Source organism: Dendronalium sp. ChiSLP03b, assembly GCF_034531165.2.
Classification (GTDB): Bacteria; Cyanobacteriota; Cyanobacteriia; order Cyanobacteriales; family Nostocaceae; genus Dendronalium; species Dendronalium minutum.
On record NZ_JAVRBR020000076.1, the window covers coordinates 1 to 12075 of the forward strand.

13 protein-coding genes are annotated in these 12075 nt (G+C 42.4%); 8 read left to right on the forward strand and 5 right to left on the reverse strand.

Going from position 1 to position 12075, the window contains the following annotated elements:
• The first annotated feature begins 211 nt into the window (after window positions 1–211).
• Window positions 212–355, forward strand: coding sequence for a hypothetical protein (locus RMY31_RS19185; protein WP_322667015.1), 144 nt, complete (start codon window positions 212–214; stop codon window positions 353–355).
• 547 nt (window positions 356–902) lie between these two features.
• Here the strand turns inward: RMY31_RS19185 and RMY31_RS19190 are convergent.
• A complete protein-coding gene (locus RMY31_RS19190) occupies window positions 903–2051 on the reverse strand; it encodes a DegT/DnrJ/EryC1/StrS family aminotransferase (protein ID WP_322667041.1) in 1149 nt (382 codons plus the stop codon).
• Between the two features lie 329 nt (window positions 2052–2380).
• On the opposite strand from RMY31_RS19190, the gene RMY31_RS19195 reads away from it, so the two are divergent.
• Entirely contained in the window at window positions 2381–3157 is a 777-nt protein-coding gene (locus tag RMY31_RS19195) for an ABC transporter permease (protein ID WP_322667017.1), read from the forward strand.
• Between the two features lie 130 nt (window positions 3158–3287).
• On the forward strand, window positions 3288–4766 hold the full coding sequence (gene glgA, locus RMY31_RS19200; protein ID WP_322667019.1) for a glycogen synthase GlgA: 1479 nt from the start codon (window positions 3288–3290) through the stop codon (window positions 4764–4766).
• Window positions 4767–4899: 133 nt separating this feature from the next.
• Here the strand turns inward: glgA and RMY31_RS19205 are convergent, their stop codons facing one another.
• From RMY31_RS19205 to RMY31_RS19220, 4 genes are all read right to left on the reverse strand, one after another.
• Entirely contained in the window at window positions 4900–5574 is a 675-nt protein-coding gene (locus tag RMY31_RS19205; RefSeq protein WP_322667021.1) for a hypothetical protein, read from the reverse strand.
• 291 nt (window positions 5575–5865) lie between these two features.
• Entirely contained in the window at window positions 5866–6003 is a 138-nt protein-coding gene (locus tag RMY31_RS19210; RefSeq protein WP_409878097.1) for a hypothetical protein, read from the reverse strand.
• A gap of 41 nt (window positions 6004–6044) precedes the next feature.
• Window positions 6045–6590: an RNA 2'-phosphotransferase gene (locus RMY31_RS19215; RefSeq protein ID WP_322667023.1), complete on the reverse strand. Its 546-nt coding sequence runs from the start codon at window positions 6588–6590 to the stop codon at window positions 6045–6047.
• 68 nt (window positions 6591–6658) lie between these two features.
• The gene (locus RMY31_RS19220) at window positions 6659–7966 is read right to left on the reverse strand and encodes an amino acid permease (protein WP_322667025.1); all 1308 of its coding nucleotides are present in this window, start codon (window positions 7964–7966) and stop codon (window positions 6659–6661) included.
• A gap of 270 nt (window positions 7967–8236) precedes the next feature.
• On the opposite strand from RMY31_RS19220, the gene RMY31_RS19225 reads away from it, so the two are divergent.
• From RMY31_RS19225 to RMY31_RS19245, 5 genes are all read left to right on the forward strand, one after another.
• Window positions 8237–8392, forward strand: coding sequence for a hypothetical protein (locus RMY31_RS19225; protein ID WP_322667027.1), 156 nt, complete (start codon window positions 8237–8239; stop codon window positions 8390–8392).
• A 277-nt stretch (window positions 8393–8669) separates the two neighbouring features.
• Entirely contained in the window at window positions 8670–10106 is a 1437-nt protein-coding gene (locus RMY31_RS19230; protein ID WP_322667029.1) for a phosphoglucomutase/phosphomannomutase family protein, read from the forward strand.
• A 103-nt stretch (window positions 10107–10209) separates the two neighbouring features.
• Complete coding sequence (gene rdgB / locus RMY31_RS19235; RefSeq protein ID WP_322667043.1) at window positions 10210–10785, forward strand: RdgB/HAM1 family non-canonical purine NTP pyrophosphatase; 576 nt, start codon at window positions 10210–10212, stop codon at window positions 10783–10785.
• 105 nt (window positions 10786–10890) lie between these two features.
• On the forward strand, window positions 10891–11469 hold the full coding sequence (locus RMY31_RS19240; RefSeq protein ID WP_322667031.1) for a hypothetical protein: 579 nt from the start codon (window positions 10891–10893) through the stop codon (window positions 11467–11469).
• A gap of 58 nt (window positions 11470–11527) precedes the next feature.
• A complete protein-coding gene (locus RMY31_RS19245) occupies window positions 11528–11911 on the forward strand; it encodes a DUF2358 domain-containing protein (protein ID WP_322667033.1) in 384 nt (127 codons plus the stop codon).
• Window positions 11912–12075: the final 164 nt, after the last annotated feature.

Sequence of the window (12075 nt, forward strand, 5' to 3'; positions counted from 1 at the left end):
CGCTACAGCACCATTGTTAAGACGGTTTTTGCTGTCACGGTACTACTCAAGTGTAAGATTTCTTGACTTTAAAACATTCCTGAGACTGTGTTTCTTCTATATTTTGCTAGTGCGTCGCCGCGCTAGTTAGAGGCTCTAATCAAAAACCCTCGACATCGAAAATATACAAGCTCCAGAAATTGAAGAACTTTCAGATGAGGAATCAATAGCAGTGACAGGCGGAGTAACAGTACAGGCAAGTGTACCAGACGAATCTTTAACGCCAATATACGCTCCCTTTTTTGGCGTAATGGGTTCAGCCTCAGCAATGGTATTTTCAGCACTTGAAGCAGCTTATGGCACTGTAAAATCTTGAGTTTTAGACTAGTTTTGCATAATCTTTGAGTGGGCAAGCGATCGCTTACTCAGGTTATAGCTGAATAATAATGATAATCAAATAGGGAAGAGGGAGACGAGCGTCGCTCGTCTCCCTCTTCCCATCCCTGACTTTTCACGGGATGTGGAAAGTCAGTTCAACCTATTGATAAGATTCTTTCTCTTTAAAAGCTCTATTTTTTGCAATTAAACGTTCTTGCTCTAATAGCTTTTTTTGCCGTTCGCAAAACTTTTCGGTCTCCTGTCGGATCTAAGTTTAAATATATGTTATAATCCATAATTAAACTCTTATTAATTAGAAATAAATATAGATTGATATCTATCTCAAGCGATCGCTAATAACATTGCGAAGCTAATAAAATTAATCAAGATTAAATAAAAATAATAGCCACTGTTATATCTCCCCAAGGCAGTCTGTTGGGGAGATAGTGCTTAGTTTTAATGACGTAGGAGGGTTGACACTACCGTTTTGGGGAGCCACTGTGGTGTTAGGTGGTATTAGCAATGTAGTGACTCCTCATTACTCTTCAAGCCAAACAATCTTTCAGTGCATAAATCACTTGGTCTTGCTGTGGAGTTGTCAGTTCTGGGAACATAGGCAAGGATAAAACTTCACGGCAGGCTTGCTCTGCTACTGGTAATTGTCCTGGCTGATAGCCGAGATGTTGATAAACTGGCTGCAAATGTAGAGGGTGGGGGTAGTAAACCATTGTACTCACCCCCCGTTCTTGTAGTTGACTACGCACAGTATCTCGGTATGTATTACTAGAACCATTGCGCCCCTCGCTGGAAATACGAATGGTATATTGATTCCAGACGCTAAGACCTCCAGCTAATTCTTGGGGTGCGATAATACCAGGAACTTGACTTAAAAATTGCTGGTAATAAGCAGCGATCGCTCGCCGTTGACTATTCCAAGTATCGAGATGACGCAGCTTAATTTGCAAAATAGCCGCTTGTAGAGCATCCAAGCGGCTATTTACACCAATTTCCTCGTAGTAGTAGCGATTTTTTTGTCCATGCTCTTTTAGTACTCGCAGTTTAGCAGTGATCGCCGGATCGTTAGTTGTAATTGCCCCGCCATCACCGCAACCACCCAAATTCTTAGTAGGGTAGAAACTAAAGCAACCAATATGTCCAATGCTGCCAACTTTTCCATCGCCCCAAGTTGCACCTGTGGATTGAGCGCAATCTTCAATTACTGCTAAATTGTGAGATTGAGCGATCGCCATGAGTGCTGTCATATCCACAGGTTGTCCAAAAAGATGCACCGGGATAATCGCTTTGGTGTTGGGTGTAATGGCTGCGGTGACTTGCTGCAAATCAAGATTAAAAGTAGTAGTCTCTATATCAACAAAAATCGGCTTTGCACCTACAGCGCTGATTACCTCAGCCGTTGCTACAAAAGTAAAAGGCGTAGTAATTACTTCATCACCTACACCAACTTCTAAAGCTCGTAGCGCCAAGTAAAGCGCATCTGTACCAGAGTTACAAGCTATACAATTAGTTGCGCCATGATAGGCAGCAAACTGTTGCTCAAAGCTTTCAACTAAAGGGCCACCAATATAACGTCCAGAAGCCAAAACCTCTAAAACGGCTGCACTCACTTCTGCTTCGATAATTTCGTATTGTTGCTTGATATCAAAGGCTGGAACGGAATTTACGCTTTGGATCATGTGTTTTGCTTTTATCTGAAGATACAAAGGATGCCCTTCGACAATCGATTTTTGCTGATTTGAAGTATTCATCAAAAAACATCTAAATCACTGTCGCCCTAGATACGCATCAAAGAGGGTTATTACTGAGATTATTTTATGCTTAAGGATAGCATTGGTTGGTAAAAAAGGTGGACATATCAACCAAGATCCAACACTTTGAATTAAAGTTCCAAATGTGTAAGCTGTTCTACCTTGAAGATGGGGAGTAGGGAAGAGATATTTTCATTCTTTGTTGAATACCAAATACATGGGGAACTGATAAGAAAATTCCAGGAGGTAGAGAACTCATGCAAGATTTAATCAAACTGGATTTAGTTGATTTGGCTATTGCTGTGGGATTTATGGCGATCGCCATTGGTTTATCAGCTTGGGAAAAATTAGGGCTAGAGTTCAACTTAGCGATCGCTACTGGGAGAACTATTTTACAACTACTCGTATTAGGATACGTTTTAGACTTCATCTTTGCTTTGGACAATCCTTGGGCGGTTTGGGCGATTTTAGCAGTCATGCTGACAATTACGGCGATTGTCGCACGAAATCGGATCGGCCAAAAAATTCCCCATGTATTGCCTTTGGTATGGGGTGCAATTTTGGTGAGTACGACCTTGACGGTGCTTTATACCAACTTGTTAATTATTCAACCAGATAGATGGTACGAACCGCGATATGTGATTCCCTTAGCAGCAATAGTCTTAGGTAATGCAATGAATGCAGCTGCGATCGCCGGAGAACGTCTCGTTAGCACCATTAACGCCCAGACTATAGAAATAGAAACTCACTTGAGCTTAGGCGCAACTCCCCAGCAAGCAGTTAGCCAGTACCGCAAAGAAGCCATTAGAGCAGCATTGCTTCCTACTTTAAATCAAATGATGCTTATAGGTATGGTAGCGATACCAGCAATCACCAGCGGACAGTTACTAGCAGGAGTCAAACCTCTTGATGCTGTCTCCTATGAGATTTTGATTGTCTTCATGGTGGCTTTTGCCAACTTGCTGACAACAGTTTTAGTTACTAAAGGATTGTGTCGTCAGTTTTTTAATTCTGCCGCGCAGTTAGTGAGGTGAAAATTGGCTTACTCATGGACTTTTGCTCGTAAAGTGGGGACATCTTGAAAAAGTTCCTACCTTTGATGAGAATAAAGCACAATTACTATGAGTATAGTTAAAATAAAGTTTTGTGAAGCGAGGACTAGGAATGTACATTGTACAGATTGCCTCGGAATGCGCTCCTGTAATTAAAGCAGGAGGTTTAGGGGATGTCGTTTACGGATTGAGTCGAGAATTAGAGATTCGGGGAAATTGTGTAGAGCTGATTCTACCCAAGTATGATTGTATGCGCTATGACCATATTTGGGGGCTGCATGATGCCTACACCAACTTGTCGGTACCCTGGTATGGCGCGGCGATTAACTGTTCTGTTTACTGCGGTTGGGTATATGGACGAGTGTGTTTCTTCATTGAACCCCACTCTCAGGATAATTTCTTTAATCGCGGCTGCTATTACGGTTGTGATGATGACAATATGCGCTTTGCGTTCTTCAGCAAAGCTGCTTTGGAATTTCTACTTCAAAGCAATAAGCGACCTGATATCATCCATTGTCATGACTGGCAGACAGGCTTAGTTCCAGTCATGCTCAATGAGATTTACAAGTATCATGGCATGGAGCATCAACGGGTTTGCTACACCATTCACAACTTTAAGCATCAAGGAATAGGTGGTGTCAATACTCTTAGGGCAACAGGTTTAAATCAAGAAGCCTATTACTTCCAGTACGATAAGCTGCGTGACAACTTTAACCCCTTTGCCTTGAACTTCATGAAAGGGGGTATTGTTTACTCCAATGCAGTGACTACGGTTTCACCAAACCACGCTTGGGAAGCTCGTACTACAGATGTTGGTAGTGGGTTGGGGCATACTTTGCATTTGCACCAAGATAAATTCAGTGGGGTTCTCAACGGTATTGATTACGATTTTTGGAATCCAGAAATCGATCGCTATATACCCTATAACTACACCCACGACGATTTTGAACAAAAACTATATAACAAAAAAGCTTTGCGAGAGCGGCTCTTGCTCCGCTCTGATGATAAACCAATCATTGCTTACATTGGTCGGTTAGATAATCAAAAGGGCGTGCATCTCGTTCATCACGCCATTTATCACGCACTAAACAAAGGAGCGCAATTTGTATTACTAGGTTCGGCAACAGAACCAAGAATCAACGCTCATTTCCAGCACGAAAAACAATTTTTAAATAGCAATCCTGACGTGCATTTAGAATTGGGTTTTAACGAAGAATTATCCCACTTAATTTATGCGGGGGCAGATATGATTATTGTCCCTAGCAATTACGAGCCTTGTGGGTTAACTCAAATGATCGGCTTGAAGTACGGCACTGTACCTGTTGTTCGAGGTGTCGGTGGACTAGTGAATACGGTATTTGACCGAGATTATGACCAGAATGTACCACCAGAACAACGCAACGGTTATGTGTTTTATGACACGGATTATCTTGCTCTTGAATCAGCAATGGATCGGGCAATTGATTTGTGGTATCAGCATCCTGAAGAGTTCCGCAATCTAGCTATTGGGGGTATGAAGTACGACTACTCGTGGAATGCTGCCGGAACCGAATATCTCAAGATTTACGATTGGATCAAACATCAGTGGTAAGTTAAAAGTCAATCCCTTGTGGTTTGGGAAAAGGTTAAAAAGAGGGATAAAGCGCAAAGATTAAAGGGAAAGGAGGAGAACTTTGTTTAATTGTTTTTCCCTTTTCCCAAATACCAATCCCTAATCTCTATCCTTACTCACCAGGCTCTACTCCTTCTTGTGCCAGTACCAGCTGCCCTTGTTTGTAAGCCTGTCGTAGAGCAATGGCCTCTGCCACAATATGCTGGGCAGTTAATCCTTCCTCATCCATCATTCTTTGCAGAGTAGTACCAGTTTGCTCTGAAGCTTCGTGAATCGGTGGAATCTGGCAATACCGCCTACCATTCTTTATCCGCCGCCAAATACTAGGTTTTTCAGGTTTTGCTTCTCTAGGAGTTTGTTGCTTTTTAATTAGGGAGCGTACACCCTCTTGAGTTATTTCGCTTAAGTCCAGTAGCCTATCTATTACTTGCTGGTACTTTTTGCTGTTCTCCGCTAGCTGATATATAGTTCTTGGCTCAACTTGTGCAAAATCTTGAGGGGAAAACTTACCAAATGCTGCTGCAATCTTGAGATACTTCTTTTCTTCTCCTTTCCAACCTCGATCGAAAAGTAGTTTTTTGTAGTCTTTCAAAGAGAGATTCTGTTTTTGCTCAGATAACCAAAAGGCATGAAACAAAATTGTCTTAGTAACATCAGCAAGCGTTTGAAAGGAAAAATTTTCTAGGCTAACGCTTTTGGTTACATCAGCTTTTTGTTCAACATAGTGCTTCAAGTTGGATTGAGAGTCAACTTTGGCTGCAATTACACCCTGTACATGCGTCATCATAGTATTTATCTCATTTAGGGTTTTTCTAAAAGGCGATGTCTCTAGACTTGCTGCTTTTAAAGTCTGAGTGTGGGAAGGCGCTACTCAGAACTCTTTCCGCTTCTAGGCACTCTTGTTATCGGAGGTTGGAACATCAGGTTTTGTTTGTAGGTCTTGCCTTGTTGAAGGGCGATCGCTTGGATTAAAAAGTTTTGTTAGTACAATTGTACTAAATATTATTCAAGAAAAAACCCCAAACATACCCAAATTTGGGGTAATGCCATGAAAGCTTTATACATCAGAGCGTTTGCTCTAGCAGTAGCGACGTACTCCTAGGTCGAAGCAAGCTACGCGTAGTGTCTCCGTCAGGAGGAGAGTTACCTGAAGGGCTTCCCACAGGGTAGCAAGGGGTGTATGACTGGCGTTGTCGAGTATAAGGGTTTTACTCACCTACACCCCTTGTCTAAATCCTTGGTTTTTCGTATCACTAATTAAATTGTTTGCAGATATCCAGGTGGTACTAGCTCTACTAACCAAACATCATTATCAGAACAGTAGAAGCTATAACCTGCCTGATGCATTGCTGCCGCATCCACAGCAAAAACTACTGCTTTTCCATGTCTTGCCCCAACAATTTGGGCTGTGGCAATATCCTGTGATAAATGAACGTGGTGTCGGGACATTTTCTGAAGTCCTGTTTGCATAATTGACTCGACAGCTTTGCTTCCTGTACCGTGATAAAGCACATCTGGGGGAACCACAGGCTGCAATTGCAAATCAACCTCTACGCTATGTCCTTGGTTAGCACGAATCAGAGTGCCTGTAGCGTCAAACGAAAAGCGTTTTTTATCGCTAGTAGCAACTACTTGCTGTAATTCCCCATGGCTGATAGGAAACTGATGATTAGCACAGGCAATCAGAAGTTCATCGACAACAACCCAACCGCCAGGAGCTAGTTTAATACCAATGCGGTCTGGTTGGTGGCGCAGATGTTTACTCAGGAATTTACTGATTTTGACTAGGCGCAAAGTATCCATTAATGACTGATGAATGCTCTCAACAACTTTGAGCGAGATAATTTCTTTCTTGGAGTTTTTGGATAGTTTTACTGTCTACTGATTGACAGAATTTGTTTCATGACGATCGCTAATGCAACTGCAATCATTACCACTAATGTCACTTTACCACCAGGGACAAGTGGTTGACTCATACTATTTAAGTGTTGGCGTTGCCTCCAAGTCATCAGTGCTGGAATTATACCTCCTAAAACTGAAATACTGAAGGTGCCAACGTAATCTAGAGCAGTTAAGAATATGTTGGGATTGATTATGCCCACACTTACGGAAGGTAACAGAACTAGTGAATAAAGCGGCAAGCGACTGGAAGATTCATCCTTTGTAACTAAGGAAATATCTTTGAAGAAATCCAGCAACCCATACACAAATCCGATGAATGATGTGGCGATCGCAAACTCGGAGAAGATGGATACTAGCACTCCTAACCATTCTCCTGCACCACCTGCTCGCAAAACTTGCAACGGGTCAAAAACAGTTTTGCTATCAGCTACCTGTATTACATCAGGACTAATACTTCCCAAAACTACAGCATTCCACGCCAAGAACATGATCAACGGAATCAGCGAACCAATAACGATAGACTGACGAATTTTGCGCCTATCTCCTTCGAGTTGAGTCACAACCACCGGCACAACATTATGGTAAAACAGCGCTACAAACATAACTGATGCAGCACCTCCTAGCGCACTCCAATCCTGAAACGAAAGTTGCACGCTCTTCACCTGCCCTACTCCCAGCAACAATAGTCCTAAGAACGAGGCGATGACAATTGCCACAAAGGCGCTATTTAATTTCTCAACAAATTTTTCGCGCCCCAGATACATCATACCGCCAAATAGCAACGTGAAAGTCATTGTCCCTACCCATGTAGGCAGGACGTTCTGGATACCCCATTTGACTAATACAGATACTAAAATCTCACCACCTTGGGTAATGTAAGCTACAAGCAAAGCGTAGTGCAAAAACAAATAAGCGCCACCAGCAATTCGCGATCCTACAAAACCAAGTGTATTTTCCACCATTGCTAACAAGCCTACACTCGCACGTCCCTCTAGACGCATTGCGTTTAAACTAGCTTCAGCAATTAACAAAGCTGAGACTAAAGCGTAGCTCCAAACAGCAATCAACAGTACTGTGGATGGCAGAACACCAGATGGTAAGGTAACGGCAGGTAATGCCAGAATCCCCGCACCCACTGTCGTGCCTACAACCAACGCGGTACTTCCCAAGACGCTACCTGGTTGATGGCTGAGTTTATTGCCATCAAGTTCAAGGTGAGAAAATAATCGAGTAACTTCTTGTTTACGCGGTTTAAAAACAGTATTTATATGGGTCATGTTGAGATATGTATCACACCACAAAACAAAATGTTAATTTATGTAACTAAATCCTAGCAAAAACTCTTAATCTATTGAATTTTCTCCCCTCTGCTCCCCCACTCTTGGTGTCAGTCCCTATTAATTCGCCAACAACATCATTTATTTCTTGAAGTTCCTTTAAGTTTGATTGCACCAATCTGTTTGCGCTCCTAATAGCTTGGGCTTAAAATCTTAAACTAAACTGTTTTTTTGGGAATATTTAAGCATTACGCAGCTTAGACTGATAAAATGCTGATTGTAGTTTGTATTTACGCTGAAAAGCGTATACACATTCATGTTATTGAAGCGATCGCTTACTTGTGGTTAGGTCGAGCGATCGCCTTTTTGGGCTTTAGAGTTGATGGTATGAGGGGGTTGCCACCACAACCCTTTTTGCATTTCTAGAAATACAATTTTCATAATTGATTCCTGTGGCTAGGGGTTAATTGGGGCGATCGCTTATACGGAACTGCGATCGCTTCTTCTATTTCAGAGAGTGGGGATTAAGGTTAGGTATTAGGAAAATGAAAAAGCGTAAGGGGAAAAAGAATTAAGCAAAGTTCTTCTCCTTGCTCCTTTATCGCTCTTACTAGTCATCAGTCAACATTATTACTAGATTCTTTTTTTACCTTCCACCCTGTAGGAATGCTAGAATCCTCAGGTAGACAGTTAGGATACCTCGATGCCAGTTGTAGCTAACTCAATCAAATTTGGTACAGACGGCTGGCGGGGCGTTATTGGTGATGAGTTCACCTTTGAACGCCTAGCCTTGGTTGCGCCAGTCGCAGCAAAAGTATTATATGATACATATTTTTCTACTGTTGGTAGCCGGACAATTGTTGTCGGTTACGATCGCCGATTTATGGCGGAAGACTTTGCTCGTGCTGTCGCTGATGCTGTCACCGCTGTCGGATTTGACGTTTTACTTAGTGAAACTTATGCTCCAACACCTGCTTTTAGTTGGGCGGCAAAACAACTCAATGCTTTGGGAGCGCTGGTAATCACAGCAAGTCATAATCCCGGTGCATATTTAGGATTAAAAGTCAAAGGATATTTTGGTGGTTCGGTATCGCCAGAAGTCACAAAAGAGATAGAAGCGCTGTTGTTGGATGGAGTACAACCAGCGGCTACCCCAGGCAAACAAGAGAAGTTCGATCCTTGGCCTAGTTACACTCAAGCACTGGAAGGAAAAGTTAATATTACCAAGATTCGTGAGGCGATCGCAGCTGGCAAACTAACAGTATTCGCCGATGTCATGCATGGTGCCGCGGCTGGCGGATTGGCGAAATTATTAGGAAATCGCATTCATGAAATCAACAGCGATCGCGATCCTCTATTTGAGGGTGGTGCGCCAGAACCACTGCCAAAATACCTTTCTCGACTATTCAACGTGATTCGGACTCACCGAGAAACCGATAAATCAGGTTTAGCGGTAGGGTTAGTGTTCGATGGAGACTGCGATCGCATCGCCGCAGTAGATGGAGAAGCCAATTTTTTGAGTTCTCAAGTTTTAATCCCGATATTAATCGACCACTTAACCTTACGGCGCGGCTTTAAGGGTGAGATAGTCAAAACTGTTAGTGGTTCTGATTTAATTCCCCGTGTGGCAAAACTACATAACCTGTCTATTTTTGAGACACCTGTTGGTTATAAATACATCGCTGACAGAATGCTAGCAGCAGAAGTATTGCTGGGTGGTGAAGAGTCGGGAGGGATTGGTTATGGCAGCCATATTCCCGAACGCGATGCACTTTTGTCAGCGCTGTATGTGTTAGAGGCAATCGTAGAATCTGGTTTGGATTTAGGTGAGTATTATCGCCACTTGCAAGAACAAACAGGGTTTAACTCAGCATACGATCGCATTGATTTACCCTTGGCTAGTATGGAAGTGCGATCGCGTCTTTTGCAACAATTGCAAACCCAACCCTTAACAGAAATTGCTGGTAAAACAGTCATTGATTGCCAAACCATCGATGGTTACAAGTTCCGCCTAGCCGACAACAGCTGGCTGATGATTCGGTTTAGCGGTACAGAACCAGTTTTACGCCTTTATTGCGAAGCCCCTACGCTCGAGCAAGTGCATCAAACTCTTGCTTGGGCGAAACAGTGGGCAGAGTAAAATTATCAGTAGTCAATAGTCAGTGGTCAGTAGCAACTAACAACTGACTCTTGACTAGTGACTAATGACAACTGTACAGACGCGATTAATCGCGTCTCTACTAATGACTAAAATACTCGTAGTAGCAACAAGCAATCCAGGTAAATTGCGGGAAATGCAAGCTTACCTGAAAAATTCTGGTTGGGAATTGACTCTCAAACCTGAAGAATTGGAGATTGAAGAAACAGGCGATACCTTTGCTGCAAATGCTTGTCTCAAAGCGTCTCAAATTGCTCAAGTAACAGGCAACTGGGCAATTGCTGATGATTCTGGCTTGCAAGTGGATGCCTTGAATGGCGTGCCAGGGGTATATTCGGCACGTTATGGCAAAACTGACTCAGAACGCATTGCTAGGCTTTTAAAGGAATTAGGCAATGCAGACGATCGGCAAGCACAATTTGTCTGTGTAGTAGCGATCGCCCGTCCTGATGGTACAATTGCCCTACAATCAGAAGGTATTTGTCGTGGCGAAATCCTCCATGAACCACGCGGTAATGGTGGTTTTGGTTATGACCCAGTTTTTTATGTGCCAGAGAAGCAATTGACCTTCGCTGAGATGACACCACAGTTGAAAAGGTCAATTAGTCATCGAGGTCAGGCTTTTACAGCTTTACTTCCGCAACTAAATAAAGTTTCGTAATTCTTAGGGGCGCAGATCCTTGTGCCCCTACTCAGATTTCATCTGGGTTTTCAATTTAGTATCTGTCACATTCTTTTTTTAATTGGTATAAAATCAAAAATCTTTATGACACCTGAAGAAATTGCCGCTACGCTGACAGAATTATTCAGTGCAGCCTCTGTTCAAACAATGGCCCCTGGTTCGTGGCAAGTAGATACTTCTAGTTTTCGACTGTTGGTATTACTTTCCGATGATGATGCTTGGCTGCGAGTGTTGCTACCGATTATGCCAATCCAAGAAGCCCAAGAGTTTTTAGCACAGTTTTTGGAAGCCAACTTTGATGAAACTCAGGAACTACGCTACGCTTTGTATGAAAACGTAATTTGGGGGGTATTTCAGCACAATAGTAGCACTTTGGTAAATGCAGATTTTGTCAGTGCGATCGCCCGACTTATGTCTCTTCACGAGGCTGGTTTAGATAATGTCTTCAATCGCCTGATTGAAAGCCGCATTCGGCAAATTGTCCTGGCTGCAAAACAGCAAGGACAATCTCTTGAAGCTACTATGCAAAGCTTAGAACGCTATTATGCAGAAGGATTGATGGGAGAAATTGACCAAACCTCGGAGGCTAGGGAAGAAGTACTAGCAGCTTGGCGACGACAGTTGGAACGCCTATGGAATGAAGTAGATATCAATCCTCAATAGAGATTTGTGTCCCTGCCCGCTGAAATATCACACCAATTTTTAAATATATTTATGTATTATGGATATCATTGAAATCCTCAAAGAAGACTATCAAAGATTTCCAGTTAATCAAACGTACAGCATTTATGCGCCAGACGTTTATTTTCAAGATCCGCTAAATAAATTTCGTGGTGTTGAACGTTACAAGCAGATGATTAATTTCATCCAAACTTGGTTTATAAATCCCAAAATGGATTTGCACAACATTCAACGTTTAGGAGACACAATTAAAACAGAGTGGACACTCAGCTGGAATACACCCCTCCCTTGGAAACCGCGTATTTCCATTCCTGGCTGGAGTGAATTAGGTCTTAACTCTGATAGTTTGATTGTCTCCCATATCGATTATTGGAACTGTTCGCGGCTGGACGTACTTAAACAGCATTTTCAAGCGCTGTCTTAAAGTTGTCGCAAATATTTAACGCAACACAAATCACTTCACTTTTGGTAACCCTCTTCGGTTATAACGAATCATGCTTTGTGCTAGAAAGGACTTCATCCTGCGGATAGGTATTTTCCCATAAAATTTTTTTTACTATTCGAGCTGCACTTAGAAAATCTAAAAAT

Bases quoted from the DNA above. Each gene is read 5' to 3' on its own strand.
- RMY31_RS19190 (WP_322667041.1), bottom strand. From the start codon at position 2,051: ATGATCCAAAGCGTAAATTCCGTTCCAGCCTTTGATATCAAGCAACAA.
- RMY31_RS19195 (WP_322667017.1), top strand. From the start codon at position 2,381: ATGCAAGATTTAATCAAACTGGATTTAGTTGATTTGGCTATTGCTGTG.
- glgA (WP_322667019.1), top strand. From the start codon at position 3,288: ATGTACATTGTACAGATTGCCTCGGAATGCGCTCCTGTAATTAAAGCA.
- RMY31_RS19205 (WP_322667021.1), bottom strand. From the start codon at position 5,574: ATGATGACGCATGTACAGGGTGTAATTGCAGCCAAAGTTGACTCTCAA.
- RMY31_RS19215 (WP_322667023.1), bottom strand. From the start codon at position 6,590: ATGGATACTTTGCGCCTAGTCAAAATCAGTAAATTCCTGAGTAAACAT.
- RMY31_RS19220 (WP_322667025.1), bottom strand. From the start codon at position 7,966: ATGACCCATATAAATACTGTTTTTAAACCGCGTAAACAAGAAGTTACT.
- RMY31_RS19225 (WP_322667027.1), top strand. From the start codon at position 8,237: ATGCTGATTGTAGTTTGTATTTACGCTGAAAAGCGTATACACATTCAT.
- RMY31_RS19230 (WP_322667029.1), top strand. From the start codon at position 8,670: ATGCCAGTTGTAGCTAACTCAATCAAATTTGGTACAGACGGCTGGCGG.
- rdgB (WP_322667043.1), top strand. From the start codon at position 10,210: ATGACTAAAATACTCGTAGTAGCAACAAGCAATCCAGGTAAATTGCGG.
- RMY31_RS19240 (WP_322667031.1), top strand. From the start codon at position 10,891: ATGACACCTGAAGAAATTGCCGCTACGCTGACAGAATTATTCAGTGCA.
- RMY31_RS19245 (WP_322667033.1), top strand. From the start codon at position 11,528: ATGGATATCATTGAAATCCTCAAAGAAGACTATCAAAGATTTCCAGTT.